This window comes from Phycisphaeraceae bacterium (assembly GCA_019636735.1).
In the GTDB taxonomy this organism is placed as follows: domain Bacteria; phylum Planctomycetota; class Phycisphaerae; order Phycisphaerales; family SM1A02; genus VGXK01.
This window is the reverse complement of sequence record JAHBWY010000002.1, coordinates 483,041-499,243: the sequence shown is the minus strand read 5'-3', so window position 1 is coordinate 499,243 and position 16,203 is coordinate 483,041. Positions and strand designations below refer to the sequence as shown.

The following is a 16,203-nucleotide window of genomic DNA, read 5'->3' as shown; positions in this document are numbered from 1 at the left end:
GGCATCGAGCAGGCGCACAAGTTCGTCATCCGTGAGCGCCCTTCGCTTGCGACGACAGTCCGAACGCGCGTCAGCAGTCGGCACATGCTGAAGCGGATTCACGGCGAGGCGGCCACTGCGAGCGCACCAGTTCGCGAACGCGATCAACGACTGGCGATACCCATTGCGCGTGCCCGCACTCATGCCCGCGTCTGTCTGATCGTGCAGCCAGCGCTCGATGCGCTCGGCAGTGAGATCGCGAAGTCGCCGGATGTCTCGCTCACCGAGAACCCGCGCCACGCGCCGCGGTGCCTGCGCGAGCCAGCGATCGCAGGTCCCCTTCGCGCGAAGGTGTTCGCGCCACGCCTGAATGTGCCGCTCGATCGGTTCCGAGCCGTGACGGCCCTCGTCCGATTCCTCGCGCGAGATCACGCCCGCGCGGATCAGTTCGGCACGGCGCTCGAGGTTGGCCAGGATCGCCTTCGCCGCCGTCTCGTCCTTGCAGCCGGTCGGGACCTCGGTCCAGACGCCGCTGCCGTCGCGATATCTGGCCACATAGGTGGCAGTGCGACCCCTGATTCGCACGCGGCCGTCTGCGCCGTCGAGGATCTCCGCTGTACGAAGCGCGCCGTTCCTGAGTCGCCAGCGGGCCATTGGACAGCCGCGGACCGTGACGACCTCAGCTCCCGGCGGGAGCGGCGAGGTCCAGGCTTTGCGGAAGACGGTGCCCATGTGCGCGGTGTGGTGCGTGCGAGCGAGCCAGAGAAGTCAGAGAGTCCAACGATCGACGGCGCACAGTGAGCGGCAAGTGGCCGAAGAGATCAAGTTCGATGCAGATCGCGAGATGCTCAATCGCAGTGCCGTGCGAGTGCCGGGCAACCCGATGCGACCCAGCGCTCGATCGCATCGCGATCCCATCGCACGAGGCGGCCAACCTTGACTGGCGCCGGCATCGCCCCGCGCTCACTCATGCGCCGCACATGGCGCGGCGAGCACGAGAGCTGGCAAGCGACATCTCCAGCGGTGAGCAGTACAAACGCGGGCTGCGTCGAGATCTCTGCGCGCAGTGACATCGAGGACTCCTGAATGGAGCGTGATCGCAAGACCGGCCTTGGTGGGCCACGAGGGTTCCGGGGACCGCGGCTGTCAACGGCAGTCGCCTACTGGATATCTACGCGGTGGCGCGGCGGGGTTGCACGCAACTCCGCAGATGCGAGAGACTCGCACGATGGCACCGCACCCCACTTTGGGATCAATGGAGCGATCCTGGCCGTGCCGAGCGACAACACGCCGGTCGGCACCAAGTCGCGCCCCAACGGGTTATGCTTGCCACTTCCATAACCAGTTGCGCGTCTCTGGTTATAGTCTTCGAGTTCTCACGGCGGAACGCTGGCTGACGATGTCGGCGCGTGTCGCGCGCGACTCCCGCCTCGCGTCTCTGAGCGCCGGGCAAGTGCTCGAAGCACCGGCATTTTCCCTGCGGATGAAAGACAAACACCCGACCGTTAGGCCGAGGTGTTCATCGTTTACCGGTGGGTCGGCCTTGTTTCACCGACTCGTTGAAGTAGAGGGAACCTGACACTTTGCGAAATGTCTCGCGCCTGTTTCATCGGTCGGACCGCTCAATCGATCGCCACCGATCGGTGGGGACCGATTGGGAGATCCTGACAGCACCGTGTTGGCGATGGGTGAAGAGGCCGCAGGTTGACCGATCGGACTGGGGTGGGTCAGTTCTCGATGCTCGGCAGTGGGTCAGTTCTACGCGCGAGTTGACATCAGCGGCCTGCTAACGCGAAGGGGGATCCCACTTCCAGCGCAGAACCTCTTCTCGAAACCTCGCTGCCCTTGCTGGCGAAAGTTTGGATGTGAAGTCGGGAAGGTGCAGCACACCGACGGAGTCCCCCGGGAGGGCCCATCGTCGATCAATCTCGATCGCTGCTTTCACGCCAGGAGTTCCTGGATCCGTTTCAGCTTCGAGAAGCTGGAGCAACGAGTCCAAACAGGCACGATGGGGCGATACGAGGACGAGATCGCAACTTGTACCGAACTTGGCTCGCCGAACATCAATCCGTCGGAACTCGACGAAACCGAATGTGGCGCTGGTGAAATCCACCCCGCTCATAAGGTTGGGTGGTGTTGACTCGGCACTGAGCACTTGGGACCCGAAGATCACTTGGTCGAGCCGCCCTTCGAACACGCATCGCTCAAAGACCGAGGAGTCGAAGTCGATCCGCTTCAGTCGGCAGTCACGGAATGCGCAGTTGCCAAACACCGCAACGCTGAAGGTCGCACCGCGGAAGTCGGCCCGGTCGAAAACCGTGTCGGTGATCTCGTTCCATGGCGGGTCGATCGTCGCGGCGATGTCTGAGTTGCGGAGATCCGTACGCGCGAAGGTGCATCGCCGGATTGCGCATCGTCGAGCAATCATTCCATTGAGGTTGCATCGATCGAAGACGCAGTCCTCTAGGACGCACTCGTCCAGTTGCAGGTCCGCGAGGCTTGAGCCGGTGAAGTCGATCCCGTGAAGGTGTGCGCCTCGCAATGCAGGCTTTCCGTGGACCTCGACGATCTCGATGTCGCCAAACCTCGAATGTGCAACCGAGTCGGCTGCCGCGAGCACAAGCCCCCGAAGGTCGAGGCGGCATTCATGAATGCCCAGCCCAAGGTCGTGCGGCGAGCGGCCTTCCTTGATGGCTAACCACGCTGATAGCTTGGAGGAGTTCATCGGTCACAGGCCTCAATAGAAGAGGGGTATTGCGAATGGACCGTGCTTTCCTCTGTACTTCTTGACATGTCTCATCCATTGCTTCGGAGTCGTCACATCCAGCCAGAGCCCGTCGCTCGGTCGGACGAGATCAGGGACCTGGCCTTGCCCACCTCTGGTGGAGAGGGATGAGATGCTAACAGCATAAGCGGGCCTCGAACGCTTCGGGGCTCATGTATCCGATGCTGCTATGAAGTCTCTTGCGGTTGTAGCACACTTCGATCCACTCGAAGATCGCTTGCCGCGCCTCGTCGCGGGTGGCAAAGCGGCGGTCGCTCATGAGCTCGCGCTTGAGCGGCGCCCAGAAGCTCTCCTTTGGTGAGTTGTCCAGGCAGTCGCCGACGGCGCTCATGCTGGGCGCGATCCCGAGCTGAGCCAGCAGCGACTGGAGGTCACTGGAGGCGTACTGCACGCCGCGGTCGCTGTGATGCACGAGACCCGGTTCGGGTTGCCTGGCATCGACCGCCATGCGCATCGCGTCCAGGACGAGGTCGGCGTGGAGGTGGTCGGCCATGCTCCACCCGACGATTCGGCGGCTGCAGAGGTCCATGACGCCCGCGAGGTACAGGACGCCTTCATCCGTCGGGATGTAGGTGATGTCGGCGAGCCTGACGGTGTCGAGCGTGGGCACATGGAACGAGCGGTTGAGGAGATTGGGAGCGATCGGATGGTCGCGGTTGGAGTCGGTGGTCCGCGGTCGGAACGGCCTCGCGGTCTTCGCCCGGATGCGATGCTCCTGCATTCGGCGGGCCACCGTCTTGCGGTTGGCCTTGATGCCCTTCTGTTCGAGCGCTCTCGTGAGGCGGGGACTGCCGTAGACGCAGCGATGTTCCTCGTGCACTTCGCGGATCGCCTGCACGAGCTCCATCTTGCGTTGCTCGCGCGTCCCGAGCGGGCTCTTGCGCCAGCGGTAGTAGCCGCTCTGGCTGACGCGCAGCACCCGGCAGCAGTCGACGATCCTGAACTCTCCGGCCAGGTGATCGCGGATGAAGGCGAACTTCATGACGGCTCCCGAGCGAAGAACGCCGTCGCTTTTCGAAGAATGTCCCGCTCAGCGCGGAGGCGCCGCGTCTCCGCCTCGAGCTCGCGCACGCGTGCCTGGAGATCGCGATCAGCCTTGGGCAAGAAGACGCCGTTGCCCTTGCGAGCGTGGGCGACCCGTGCGTACAGGGTGTGCGACGGCATTCCGAGATCCTTGGCAGCTCGCTCGACGGTCAGGCCTTGCTCGAGCACGAGCCTGACGGCGCCTTCGCGAAACTCAGGCTTGCATGTTCGACCTCGCATCCAGTGGTCCTCCAGGGGCTTCGATCCGAAGACATTGTCCTCTCGATCGCCCCTCTCCACCGAAGGTGGGCAAGGTCAAGAGTGCCTTCGCAGTTATCTGAGAGCCAAGCAAGGGGTCGACACTCGTTCGTACTGGAAGATGCCTCGACTGAGGCATCCCGAGAGGACAATCATGGCGGCAATGGAGTTCCACCCGGAACCTCCCGAAATGGAAAATTCGGACAGGACACACAGGTCCTACTTATCTCCGGTTCGGTCTTTCCCGTTTCTCGCGTCACCTCCTGCAGGCACCCTGCGCTCATTACTCCCGTTCGTTCGTAGTTAATATCAAGACAGAGCCCCTCTGAGATGTCTCTTTCGAGTAGCGGACAATGCCACGTGCTCGCGCTGCTCACTTGGCACCTCTGATGACGGGGTCGCTCTCATCGGTCCACCTCTTGTGAGAGTTTGTGCATGGTAGCCGACCCCTGCGGCACCGCAGCGCCGGCGAGCGAAGCGAGCCGGAGCGGAGGGGCCGCAGGGGTCGCCGCCGCGTACGCCGCCGGCGTCCGCTTCCCCAGCGCCCGCTGTGGCCTGCGATGGTTGTAGTGAAGACGCCAGCGGTCCACCAGGTACCTCGCCTCCGCCAGCGTCTCGAAGAGCTCCGATGAGAGCAGCTCGTCCCGCAGCCGTCCGTTGAAGCTCTCCACGATCCCGTTCTGCCACGGCGCCCCCGGGTCGATGTACAGCGTGCCCGTCCCGCTCTCCGCGCACCATCGCTTCACCGCCTTGGAGACGAACTCCGGCCCGTTGTCGCTCCTGATGTGCAAGGGTGCGCCCCGGATCGCCGTCAGCTCGTCCAGCACCGCCACCACATCCTCGCCCCGGCAGCTCCGGCCCACCTCGATCGACAGGCACTCTCGCGTGAACTCGTCCAGCACCACGAGCAGCCGAAGCGGACGACCGTCCGCCGTCCGGTCGCTCACGAAGTCCAGGCCCCACACCTCGTTCCTCGTCGTCACTCGCCGTCGGACGATCCCGTGCTCGCCCGTTCCGATCCGCCTGCGTTTCCTGCGATTCTGCGACACCGGCAGACCCTCCACACGCCACAGCCGCTTCATCAGTCTCGTCCCGATCGCCCAGCCTTCCTGGTGCAGCAGGTCCACGATGTGCCGGCGTCCACGGCGTGGATTCGCCACCGCCCGTTCCCGCATCCTCGACAAGCCGAAGCAGCTCGACTTCTGCGCGATCACCTTCGACTTCTCCTCCGCCAACCGCGCGTCTCCTGGGCGTGGATCGTCTTCAGCATCGCCGACCTCCTGCCCGACCCTTTGGCACCACTGTCATCACATTGCGATAAGTGCCGCATCGCTGCCACGACGCCTCGGGGAAGAATAGCGCTCGACGGCCGGACTTAATCGCTCACCGTTTTCCAGCGAACACCCTCAGGCCGCCATCTTCAAATGCCGAAGGAACGAGCGCCCAGCTCTCCCGTATCCATCCCTTCGTCCCCTCCGCCACTCCAAGGATCTCGCGAAGCCCTCCTGATTCACCCCGATCGCCACCAGCACCGCCACGCTCTTCACCTCCCCGCCCCACAGCTCCGCTTCAGCCAGGTCCCGTCCAGGTACGTACGCGTGTTCGCCCTCGATCCGACGCGGCTGCGCCACGACTCGATCTGGCCGTATTCTTCTGCGCCCAGACCGCTCACCGTGCTCACGGCTCACCGCGATCCCAGCGCTCCGTGATCCTCCACCCGACGCATGCTCACGCCCGCCGTACATCTCCACCAACGCCTCCTCCACCGAGCTCTCGAGCGACGATACCGCTCGATGATCATCGACTCGAGCGGCAGCTTTCGAAGCCGCGGAACGCCCAGGCTTCACCGAGCGCACCTTCGTCTCCAGCGTCCGCTCGTAGCTCCCGCTCGAGTGTCCAGACGATCCGGCGAGAACGCTCGTAACGACCAGCCCCGCACGCCTGGTCCGCCTCCACCTCCAGCATCGCGTTCAGAGTCTGCTCGACCGTCGAACGCACCATCTCGTCCAGATGGCTTCGCACCTTCTCCGCGTCCACCGTCACCGCCGCTTTCAACGACTCCGTCGCGCACTCCGCGACTTCCGTCGATCCGCTCGCTACGCTGTCCATGCAGCTCTCCTCTGGAAAGGGGTTGTTCCAACACACCAACACCTTCCAGCGGGGGGCTGCTTTTTCAAATCTGCGCAATCTTCCGAACCTTACCCGAGGACTCGAGGCTGCGGACTGCCGAGCGACTGGTCAACCTGATCGCGATCATGTGCATTCTGGCATGGCGTGTGCTGTGGCTGACGATGATGAACCGCGCCTCTCCGGACCTCCCGGTGAAGCTGGTCTTCACGAACTCAGAGATCAACCTGCTCGAGCGCCTCGTCCCGGTCAACGACGGCTCAAGAAAGAAGACGGTAGGCAACTTCCTGACGAGGCTCGCTCGACTCGGTGGCTATCTGAACCGGGCCCGCGATGCGCCGCCGGGAAACATGGTCCTATGGCGCGGCATGGCGAGATTGACCGACATCCACCTCGGTTACTGTCTGGCCAAAGATGTGGGTAATTGAAAGGTTCGCGGGACGGACACCGACAACACGCTTTGGATACCTATCCACCAGCGATCAACAGGATCAGAACTAAACCCAACTGGCCTGATTGAGTACATATGGAACCGATAGAGCACCACATTGTCTAAGCCGTTGGTGCCAGCATCCACACGACTGTCCAGACCGCACAAAAGCAAGCGGCCATCACCGTCAGCATGTGCAGCAGTGCTATTCCCATAGCAAAACTGCGACGCCCACTTGCTAGCCAATGAATGTGTCGATTGGAGGTGTGCCCACATTCGGGACAGACTGTTGCTCGAAGCCCCTCTTTAGGGTAACCGCATATGGAACATGTAGCATTACGACAATCGCCTCGAACGACGGGCACAAGCGCCATGAGAGCCCAAATGGCCAAGAACGCACAGACGGACAGCAGAGTCAGAATAGTTGCCACCACCATTAAGCTAGGATAAGCGTTGCTAAATCCTGCAATGATGCACACCAAGAGCGCCTGCGGCACGGGCAAGTAAGGCATTGCAGCAGGTTGCGCGTTCATTCGAGGCACGATAGTACGATCGATCAAGTCTAGGATCGGTGTCTGCTACTTCAAGTCGCAATCGAGTGGCTTCATTCCGTTGCACGGCGGGCCAGTTACCGGCAAGCAATTCGGCTTGCACCCCAAGGCGTTGTTTGGCGGGCGATGTTTCCAGTAACAACCTAGCATTCCCGCATGTCGACAGATTTCAAATGGATTCACATCGTGGCCGACATGTTCCATCCATCCAATAGGGCCTGGCGTCACAAGATCGGGAGTGCCGGCACCTTCACCTTCTGTGATTAGATCGCCTTTGATATCATAACAGCACTGTTGCCCGCTGCCTCCCGGCCCGCTCTTTCGGAAGCAGTATTCCGCTCCCGGATGGTGATGTGGATGACGCCCACCATAACCCCACCCAGGCAGAGTCCCGTTGGTACCTCCATGCATTCGCCGACTGATCTTAATCTTGCAGGGACAGGCAGGTAGTTGGTTTATCCATGCCCCGTCCAAGGACTGTCCTGAAGCCCAGCATCGGCACCAGCAGATAGTATCAATGAGTCCCGGGCCAAGCCCTGGACACTTCCAATTGCATCTTAGAGGGTCCCATTTCGGTTCAGGATATAGGTATGGAAGGAGGGGCACAATCATGGGCACAATCAGTAACGGACTGACTGACACAGTGCTTATTGCACTATAGGCACCGCCGCCTGGGCACTCTCCCGGCCCTCCATAGCCCTGGCACCCGAGTCCGATTGCCAGCCCCATCGCATCAAGCTCAACGATCGGCGCGCTCGTAACATACTCATAAAGGCTCGCGCCATCGACATATCCGAGCGGATCACGGCGAGTCCAGCGGCCGAGGGTTGCGTGGTAGACGCGGTTGCGGACATGCATGAGCAGGTCGGACACGAAGTCCGACTCGTATCCCGCGTAGCCGAAGCGGTTGCCGATGTTCGAGAGCTTGCCGCGGCCGAGGGTGACGGACGGCGCGCCACTCGCGATCCCTGCGTCGGTCGAATTCACGACGCCGTCGAGGTTAAGGTCGTAGCGGACTCCCGTCGGGAGCGTCGGGCTGTAGAAGCCGTCATCGGTGCTGTCGCGCACGCCGTCGCCGTTCACATCGCCGAGCGGAATGCCGAAGGCAACGCCGTAGGCCGAGTATCTGGCTCGCTCGGCGAGCGCGCCGCCGCTCGTGACCATCGCCACGACATCGTGACGCCAGGACTGGCAATAGTAGCGGCGCTCTTCGAGCGTGCCGTCGCTTGCTGCCGTCCACGCCGTGTTCGCGTCACGGTCGCGAAGAACGAGCGAATCGATGTAGCTCGAGCCGCCGCCCCCGGAATTGCCCGCCTGATGATGAAGGAATCGCTCCTTGGGGCTCGAGTCCGAGCCGCGATAGACGGCCGCCAGCCGCCAGCCCTCGTCCCAGGCGAAGAAGTAGGTCGGGTCGCTTCCATCGACATCGCCATCGGCATCGGCGTCGTAGTGCTCGCTCGCGCGGAAGTTGTTGCCGTAGTAGGTGTACTCGGCCAGCAGCGAGTCATCGCTGCGCTTCCTGAGTTCCTTCAAGCGGCCGAAGGCGTCATAGACATACTTCCAGCTCTGGCCGTCGTCGGTGAGGTTGCCGACCGCGTCGTGCGCGAGCGTGTAGTCAACCGACGCGTTGCTGTCGACATCGCGCGTCAGGATCTCGTTGACCACATTGTGCGTGCGCGTCTCGTCGAGTTCGTCGTTACCGGTGTAGCTGCCGTCGCCATCGAGGTCGAGCTGCATGTTCGGCCAGTTGCCCGTCTGCGACAGCGTCCAGAGCTGGCGACGCGTGCGCGAGGAAATGCTGCCGCTTGAGAGCGTGCCTTCGTCCGCATCCGTCAGCCGGTTCAGACCGTCGTTGGCGTAGAGCACATCGAATCCGGGGTAGATGTCGTCCTTGACCGAGGTCACATTGCTTGCACGATCGTAGGCGACATCGAGGTCGACGAAGTCGATCGATCCGCCCGTGATCGTCTTCGTCCAGCGGCTTGAGGTGATGCGATTGAACTGGTCGCGATCGGGGTAGGTGACGGGGCTTCCGGAGGCCCATTCGTTCCACTTGACGCGGCATTCGCCGTACTCGCGGCCCGCGACATCGCCTTCGCCCAGGTACCAGTAGCGGCTGACCGCGGTGCTGCCGTCCTTGATGTTCGTGACGCGGCTCTGGTCTGCATCGAGCAGGCTGCCGGTCGATGAGTAGTCGAGCGTCCAGGTCTTGCCCGCGAGCGTCATCGAGCTGCGACGGAGCGTCTGGCGCTTGCCCGCCGTGGCCGCCTTGGCAATGGCGTAGGAGACTTCGTAGTAGCCGCTGCCTCCGACCGCGGAGTCCCGATCCTGCTTGAAGCTCGTGAGATTGCCCCATCCGTCGAAGGCGTTCTTGACCTCGTTGAGGACATTGCCACTTCCGGGGGTCGCGTTGTCCCAGCTCGTCACGAGTTCGGTGCGTCCGAGGGAGTCATAGGTCGTGCTGATCCGCTTCACCGTGGCGTCGAAGCCGCTCGCGATGGTCGTCGCTCGGCGATGGGTCTCGCGGCCACCGGCGTCGAAGTCGGTCTCGATGACATTTCCGGCCTGGTCGCTTTGCCAGATGAGTTGCCCGGGGGCGTTGTAGGCGAAGGTGACGACATCGCTGCCGCCGGACGAATCGGGATAAGTGACCTTCTGGAGCAGCGACCCGGAGGCGATCGTCGAATCGCCGGGGCTCGTTCCCTTAACCACTCCGTAGGTGTAGGTGGTGACCTGGTCGTTGGTGTCGCCGGTGCCGCCCGTGTCGACGGTGCCGTCGCCATCGATGTCGACCCACATGCTCGTCTGGTGACCGTTGGCATAGGTGTAGCGCGTGTAGATGTCGTTGTCGCGCGTGGGCGAGCTCAGGCTGCCGCCGGTGTAGTTGCCGATCGTCGCGACCGTGCGGCCAGCCTGATCGTAGAGGAACCGAGTCTTCTGAGCCCGGGGATCGGTGGTCTCGAGCACGGTGCCATCCGTGTTGTAGGAGGTGCTGCTGACCAGCACCGTGTCCGAGCGCGTCGGCACTCCGAGACCATCTCGGTCGAAGTCGCTGCTGCCGTTCGTACCGTAGAAGGCCGAATCCGTCACGCGCCCGTAGCGGTCGAACCATGTGGCCGCAATCTGAATGCGACCCTCCACATCGGACATCGTGTACTTGAGGTCGTCTGTGTCGGCGTTCGTGTCGAGCGCCCCGGTGGTCGCGCCGCCACCATAATCGTTGGGATGACGCGCGATCGATGCCGTCATGACGATCTGGCCGTTCACCGGGTCGAACACGGTGTCGTGCTGCTCGAGCACGAGATCCCCGGCCACAGTGAGCGCACTCGAGTACGACGAACTGCTCATTCGCGCGACGGTGTATTCGTGGATGCGGCGGCCCAGCCGGTCGTATGCGAACTTCGCGAGCTGCTCGCCCTCGATCTTCACGAGGCTTCCCCGGGGGTCGAACCAACTCTTGCTCGTGATCGTGTCCGTCGATGCGCCGGCGACGATCTCGTGGCGCGTGCTCTTCCAAGCGCGCCCGCGCTCGTCAAAGGCCTGCTCGGTGAGCGCGAGCCGGTTCGTCGTCACGCTCGTCGGATCACTCGTCGCGCTCAATCCGCTCGCAGATGAATAGAGCCCGGTCGCGAGCACGCGTCCAAGATGATCGAACTTCCGCAGCACATGCGGTGCGACGGGGTTCACGGTCAGCACCGCATGACCGTTTCCATCGAACTGGCTCGAGGTCTGGCGCTGGCCGGTGGTCGAGCCTTGCACGAAACTCGTGGTCTGCGTCGGCAGACTCATCGCGGCGTCCGAGCCGCCGTCGTAGACGACCTCCTGCACCTTGACCATGTTGAATGTCCCGGAGGTCTCTCCCCCGGGAAACGCCGCGTCGTTGTCGTTCGTGCCGACCCACTGCGAGATCGTTCGTCCGAGCTTGTCGAAGACCGTGCGTGAGATCGTGCCGTCGGCGGACTTCGTACGCCAGCGCCGACCAGCGTCGCTGTAGGCGAAGGTCGTGGCGTCAAAGTTAGTGCCGGAAGCTCCGGCCCCGGAAGTGGGAATCTCGAAGTAACTCCGCGACTCCTGGAGCTGCGTTCCGGAAGACTCGAAGATGCTTGTCTGCATCCGCGCGAGAGTTCCGTCGAGGACGGCCGTGATCGGGTCGGAAGCGTTGTCGTCGATCTGAGCGCCAGGGGCGGCATTCGTCTGGTTGCCGTCGAAGGCGATCGCGCCGCTGAACACGCTTCGGTTCGCGAGGTTCGACACGCGATAGCCCGCGGGTCCGTGATAGATCGGCGTTCCGCCAGCCTCGAAGTCGGGATACCCAAGCGTCACCATCCGCTGATCGGCCAGGCGCGTATAGGCGTGCTTCTGCACGCGCATCCCGGCAGCACTCGATGCATTCGCGAAGAGCGTGACGGTGTCCAGCCGACCTTGATGATCGAATGCGTAGGTCGTGATCTGCCGCAGCCCGGCGCTCGTCTCCGTGATTCCGAAGTCGGTTCCGGGGTCGTCACCGGCGGCGAAGTCCGTGCCGTGGTTCGTCTGTGCGTCGGCGATCGACTTCACAAGCTGGCCACCGGAATAGCCGGAGTAGCTGAAGATGCCGTTCTCGTCCTCGCGGAACGCCATCGTCCCGTCAGCGCGCATGTAGGACTTCGTGATCGTCGCACTGTTGGAGCCGTTGTTGGCCGTTGTCACCGTCGGATTCGTGACCGTCTGCACCTTGACCATGTTCGCGGCCGCCCCGGAATGGAAGGTGTAAGCCAGCGAAGTCAGGATCGAGCCGGTGGTGCCCGAGGTGATCGCCTGCGTGTAGTGGCGATAGCTCGCGGGCAGCGCGCGCGGGACGGTGATGTCGCCGACCGTGATGGCCTGCGGACTTCCGGGGTAGGTCAGCGTCAGGTCGAGGTACTGCGTGCCCGAGGTGCCTGCAACGCTGTGCTTCGTCTCGACCACGAAACCCTTGAGATCACCCGAACTCACTCGGGTTGTCGTGAAGTACCGGCCCGCGCTTGATCGCGTCGTGAATGTCCCGGGCGAGTAGCTGAAGGCGCTGACGGTGTCCGGCGGCGCGATCGCCGTCACTGCGCCGAGCGAGTTCCGAGTAACGTCGGTGCTCCATTGCCCCGGCGCCGTGCCTCCGAGCGGGCTGCCGTCGGTTACCGCGCGCGAGCTCGCCTGCCCGACTTCGTGGAAGTACTGACTCAGGAACTTGTTCTCGTTCGAGGTCGCCGTCTCGCTCGGGAATACAACTTGCGTCACCGACTTCCAGGCCGTGTCGTAGCCCGAGTTGTCCGTGTAGCCGCTGTTTGTCCCGAAGACGAGCGTGTGCAGCCCGTCGCCGGCGCCGCCCGAGCAACCACAGGCGCCGTTCATCCAGAAGGTCTTGATCCGGCGCGACGAGTCATAGGTGAAGTACGCGCTCGCGTAGGGCTTCAGCGAATTCTCTGACGCGGTGAAGTGATCGTCGTCCCAGGTCGAGTCTCCGAAGTCGAACGCACGCACGCCCTCGGCATCGACGATGTACTGGATGAGATTCGGATGGCCGGGATTCGTGCTCGCGTTGAAGGTGCCCGTCCAATAGCGGTAGTAACGCTTGCGCACCAGATCGACGCTCGCCACGCTCGACGGCACGGTCACTGTCACCTGCTTGAGATTTCCTTCGTCGCCGAAGGTCGTTCCGCCACTCTGGTAGTAGGTGTAGTCCACCGTCGCGACCGTTGCGGTCACCGGGCTCGTCGCCCATGTGCCACTGGTCAGGCGCTCGCACAGGACCTGCGTCAACCTGATCGCGCCGCCGATCGCACTGCCGCTGTAGGTGTAGCTGTACCGGCGGTTCGCGGTGTCGTATGCCGTCGTAATTCGACCGCTGCCGTCGTAGCCCGCCGAGATCGCGGCGGCGCCGGAGGAGAGCGAGCCGACGTACGCAATGTTGCCAGCGGGATCGATCAACTTCCAGAGCTGGCCCTTCGCAGGATTCACGCTCGGGCTGTCGTAGTCATTGAACCCGAAGAACACCATCTGGTAGCCGTGCTGGCCCGTGTAGGTCCAGAGATCCGGCTGGCCCGTGTCGCCCGCCGTGAAGACGAAGCCCGCGACTGTTGCTGGCGCACCCGCCGCGGCGGGCGAAGCGATGGACGGAAGCGGAGCTCGATCCGATGACCGAGGGCGCGGTCATGACGCTCTTCGATCGACTCTACGCGCTGGAGGCGGATCGCGACGCAGATGGCGATCCGGCGCCCCGATTGGTGCCCCTCGACTCAGGGGCGAAGGCCGCGTGGATTGACTTCGTGAACGAACATGGCCAGGAGCAGCTCGCCTTGGTTGGCGAGGAGGCCGCAGCGTGGAGCAAGCTCGAGGGGTATGCGGCGCGGCTTGCGCTCGTGGTGCACCTGGCCCGTGCGGCGGCTGAGGACCCCACGCTCACCGACGCCGACACCATCGATGCCGCGAGCATCGCCTCGGGCGTGCGGCTCTCGCGCTGGTTCGCGTCGGAGGCCCGGCGCGTCTACGCCACGCTCGCCGCCGATGACCAGGAGCTCCAGACGCGGCAGATGATCGAGCTGCTCGAGCGCCAGGATGGCCCCGTCACGCCACGGGAATGGCAGCGGCTGCGTTCACTCAAGAAACGGGCGGAGGCCGTGGCGGAGCTGGACGCTCTGGCTGCGGCAGGGCTCGGGGCCTGGCACGACGCACTACCCGGGACCAAGGGTGGCCGCCCCACGCGGCGGTTTGCGCTGGCAGGAGTAATGCGCGCCTCTGACGAAACCTCCCCTCCGGCGACGAAACCTCGGGGCCAGAAAACGGCCTCCTGAGGCCGCCAGGGCCACTTTCGAGCCGTTCCGGGGGGTTTCGTCAGTTTCGTCAGTGTCAGAAGAGGGTCCGCGCGAAAACAGCGACTTGAGGTCCGGGCCGGTTTGAGGCTCAGTGTCTCCACGGAAGGCGACAGCGCATGGCAAGCGTCACGACACGACCCAACGGCAGTCGTTTCATCTCCTTTCGAAGCCCTTCGGGAGCGATGCGGCATATCACGCTCGGCAAGATGCCGAGGCGGTATGCCGACGCGCTCAGGGTCAGGATTGAGGACCTTCTCGCGGCCATGCTGCTTCACCATGCGCCCTCTGACGAAACCTCCCGCTGGTTGAAGGCGCTCAATGACCGGATCTACGACAAGCTGGTCGCCGTGGAGTTGGCGCCCGAGCGGCAGTCGACCACGATCGGCATGCAGATCGAGCGCTACATCGAGGAGGGCCGGGATCGTCTCAAGCCCGGCAGTCTCCAGAAACTGGAACAGACCGGAACGAAACTGCGAGCGTTCTTCGGAGCCGACACGTCGCTTCGGAAGATCACCCCTGATCAGGCCTCGGCGTGGCGTCGCTGGCTCAAGGAACTCGGTCTCTCCGAGGCAGCGATCCGGACCCACTGCGGAAACGCGAAGACGATCGTGGGCGAGGCGGTACGCCGCAAGGCGGTCGACGCGGACCCGTTCGCTGAGCTCGCGTCCGGAGCCACGGCAAGCCGCTACACGCGGTACATCACCCCTGACGAGATCGCCCGCGTCATCGATGCCTGTCCAGACGACGAGTGGCGACTTCTCTTTGGTCTCGCTCGGTACGCGGGCCTGCGAGTCTCCAGTGAGTCGCACCTGCTCACCTGGGCCGACGTCGACTTCAATCGGGGACGCCTTGTCGTGCGAAGCCCCAAGACCGAGCGGTGGGAAGGTCATGGCGAGCGCGTGGTGCCAATCACGGCGCCGCTCATGGCGCTCCTGCAGGCACGGTTCGACTCCTGTCCCGAAGGTGAAGAGCGATTGATCACCATGAATGGGAAGGGAGCCCTGATCAAACCCGTGCGACGCATCTGGGCCCGAGCTGGCGTCGAGCCTTGGCAGCGGCTCTGGCAAACGCTGCGCTCGAGCTGCGAGAAGGAATGGGCCATGAGCTTCCCGCAGTTCGCCGTGAGCAAGTGGATCGGTCACAGCATCGAAGTGAGCGGACGGCACTACGCCAACGCCGTCCCCGATGAGCTCTACGACAAGGCCGCGCACAGCGCGCAGCGCCAGGCGCAGCGCGATCTGCAAGAAACGAGCGGAAGCGTCCGGAAGCTCGTCGAGAGCGCATGAGCGACGATCGCTCGCAAGGTTGGTCGTTGCCAAGCCTTGCGAGATCGTTCCGCTCCTTGCGGATGCGGACTGAAATGACCCCAAGGGGATTCGAACCCCTGTTCCATCCGTGAGAGGGATGTGTCCTGAACCGGGCTAGACGATGGGGCCTGAAGAGAGCGGAGTATAGACGCGCCTGGGGATAGTCTCAAGACATGCATCCTGCAGCGGACTTCCCGCGGCGCACGCCCGCAGGACCTGCGACGACCATCGACCTGAAGTGCTCCCCGGCGCCGCCGGGCGCATCGCCCCCGCTCATCCTCTTTGGCGGCACCTTCGATCCCATCCATCTGAGGCACATCGAGCTCGCAGAGCTGGCGAGGGACCTTCTTGGCGCGAGCGAGGTCCTTTTCATGGTGGCGCAGGTGAATCCGCAGCGGGTCGCCACGCCTCCCGCGCCGGTCAACGCACGAATGGACATGGTCCGCCGAGCCATCGAGGGGCGCCGGGCGCTCTCCGCGAGTGATCTCGAAGCGCAGCGGCAGGGACCGAGCTTTACCGTGGACACGCTTCGAGCCCTGCGCGCCGGTGGCGAGACGCGCCCCATCCGCCTCCTCATCGGCAGCGACCAGGCCCTCAACTTCCGATCGTGGCGGGAGCCCGAGGCGATCCTCACCATGGCCACGCCCGCAGTCGTCCTTCGCCCCCCGCTGTCGCGCGCCGACTTCGAGCGCGAGGCTGTGAAGCGGCATGAGCCCCGGCTTCTCGAGTGGCTTCTCCCCATCGAGCCTGTCGAGTGTTCAAGCTCCGAGGCGCGACGCCGCCTCGCCGCAGGTGAGCCAGTTGACGATCTGCTGCCCCGCGCCGTGGTCGACTATCTCGCGGATCGGCCGCTCTATCGGGGCGCATAGCCCTTGCGGTGCGTCGCCCGAGTCGCGCGGGTTGCATGCACCACCGT

At 63.7% G+C, this 16,203-nt stretch carries 12 protein-coding genes and 1 tRNA gene; 4 read left to right on the top strand and 9 right to left on the bottom strand.

All coding sequences use genetic code 11. From position 1 onward, the window contains the following. From KF724_04125 to KF724_04095, 7 genes are all read right to left on the bottom strand, one after another. Nucleotides 1-711, bottom strand: a 711-nt coding sequence (locus KF724_04125) for a hypothetical protein (protein MBX3354867.1), incomplete at its 3' end; no start/stop codon positions are given. Nucleotides 712-827: 116 nt separating this feature from the next. Beyond that, the gene (locus KF724_04120) at nt 828-1,052 is read right to left on the bottom strand and encodes a helix-turn-helix domain-containing protein (protein ID MBX3354866.1); all 225 of its coding nucleotides are present in this window, start codon (nt 1,050-1,052) and stop codon (nt 828-830) included. Nucleotides 1,053-1,765: 713 nt separating this feature from the next. Continuing rightward, nucleotides 1,766-2,704 (bottom strand): pentapeptide repeat-containing protein, encoded by a 939-nt coding sequence (locus KF724_04115; GenBank protein MBX3354865.1) that lies wholly within the window; start codon nt 2,702-2,704, stop codon nt 1,766-1,768. A gap of 175 nt (nt 2,705-2,879) precedes the next feature. After that, entirely contained in the window at nt 2,880-3,746 is an 867-nt protein-coding gene (locus tag KF724_04110; GenBank protein MBX3354864.1) for an IS3 family transposase, read from the bottom strand. Further along, nucleotides 3,743-4,027: a transposase gene (locus KF724_04105; GenBank protein MBX3354863.1), complete on the bottom strand. Its 285-nt coding sequence runs from the start codon at nt 4,025-4,027 to the stop codon at nt 3,743-3,745. The genes KF724_04110 and KF724_04105 overlap by 4 nt, the downstream gene beginning before the upstream one ends. A 422-nt stretch (nt 4,028-4,449) precedes the next feature. Continuing rightward, nucleotides 4,450-5,259 (bottom strand): IS3 family transposase, encoded by an 810-nt coding sequence (locus KF724_04100; protein ID MBX3354862.1) that lies wholly within the window; start codon nt 5,257-5,259, stop codon nt 4,450-4,452. Nucleotides 5,260-5,842: 583 nt separating this feature from the next. Further along, nucleotides 5,843-6,154: a hypothetical protein gene (locus KF724_04095; GenBank protein MBX3354861.1), complete on the bottom strand. Its 312-nt coding sequence runs from the start codon at nt 6,152-6,154 to the stop codon at nt 5,843-5,845. Between the two features lie 146 nt (nt 6,155-6,300). Here KF724_04095 and KF724_04090 point away from each other — a divergent pair, with 146 nt between their 5' ends. Next, entirely contained in the window at nt 6,301-6,600 is a 300-nt protein-coding gene (locus KF724_04090; protein MBX3354860.1) for a hypothetical protein, read from the top strand. 580 nt (nt 6,601-7,180) lie between these two features. Here the strand turns inward: KF724_04090 and KF724_04085 are convergent. Next, complete coding sequence (locus KF724_04085) at nt 7,181-13,165, bottom strand: hypothetical protein (protein MBX3354859.1); 5,985 nt, start codon at nt 13,163-13,165, stop codon at nt 7,181-7,183. A gap of 80 nt (nt 13,166-13,245) precedes the next feature. On the opposite strand from KF724_04085, the gene KF724_04080 reads away from it, so the two are divergent. Both KF724_04080 and KF724_04075 read left to right on the top strand, forming a co-directional pair. After that, nucleotides 13,246-13,959 (top strand): DUF3987 domain-containing protein, encoded by a 714-nt coding sequence (locus tag KF724_04080; protein MBX3354858.1) that lies wholly within the window; start codon nt 13,246-13,248, stop codon nt 13,957-13,959. A gap of 137 nt (nt 13,960-14,096) precedes the next feature. Then, nucleotides 14,097-15,266 (top strand): phage integrase SAM-like domain-containing protein, encoded by a 1,170-nt coding sequence (locus tag KF724_04075; protein ID MBX3354857.1) that lies wholly within the window; start codon nt 14,097-14,099, stop codon nt 15,264-15,266. A gap of 75 nt (nt 15,267-15,341) precedes the next feature. On the opposite strand, the gene KF724_04070 is transcribed toward KF724_04075, so the two are convergent. Beyond that, nucleotides 15,342-15,416: transfer RNA gene (locus KF724_04070), tRNA-Glu, on the bottom strand. A 44-nt stretch (nt 15,417-15,460) separates the two neighbouring features. Here KF724_04070 and nadD point away from each other — a divergent pair. Further along, nucleotides 15,461-16,156, top strand: a complete 696-nt coding sequence (nadD, locus tag KF724_04065; protein ID MBX3354856.1) for a nicotinate (nicotinamide) nucleotide adenylyltransferase — start codon at nt 15,461-15,463, stop codon at nt 16,154-16,156. Nucleotides 16,157-16,203 lie beyond the last annotated feature (47 nt).

Coding starts and splice junctions, on each gene's coding strand:
- KF724_04120 (MBX3354866.1), bottom strand. CDS start 1,052: ATGTCACTGCGCGCAGAGATCTCGACGCAGCCCGCGTTTGTACTGCTC.
- KF724_04115 (MBX3354865.1), bottom strand. CDS start 2,704: ATGAACTCCTCCAAGCTATCAGCGTGGTTAGCCATCAAGGAAGGCCGC.
- KF724_04110 (MBX3354864.1), bottom strand. CDS start 3,746: ATGAAGTTCGCCTTCATCCGCGATCACCTGGCCGGAGAGTTCAGGATC.
- KF724_04105 (MBX3354863.1), bottom strand. CDS start 4,027: ATGCGAGGTCGAACATGCAAGCCTGAGTTTCGCGAAGGCGCCGTCAGG.
- KF724_04095 (MBX3354861.1), bottom strand. CDS start 6,154: ATGGACAGCGTAGCGAGCGGATCGACGGAAGTCGCGGAGTGCGCGACG.
- KF724_04090 (MBX3354860.1), top strand. CDS start 6,301: ATGTGCATTCTGGCATGGCGTGTGCTGTGGCTGACGATGATGAACCGC.
- KF724_04085 (MBX3354859.1), bottom strand. CDS start 13,165: ATGGTGTTCTTCGGGTTCAATGACTACGACAGCCCGAGCGTGAATCCT.
- KF724_04075 (MBX3354857.1), top strand. CDS start 14,097: ATGGCAAGCGTCACGACACGACCCAACGGCAGTCGTTTCATCTCCTTT.
- nadD (MBX3354856.1), top strand. CDS start 15,461: ATGCATCCTGCAGCGGACTTCCCGCGGCGCACGCCCGCAGGACCTGCG.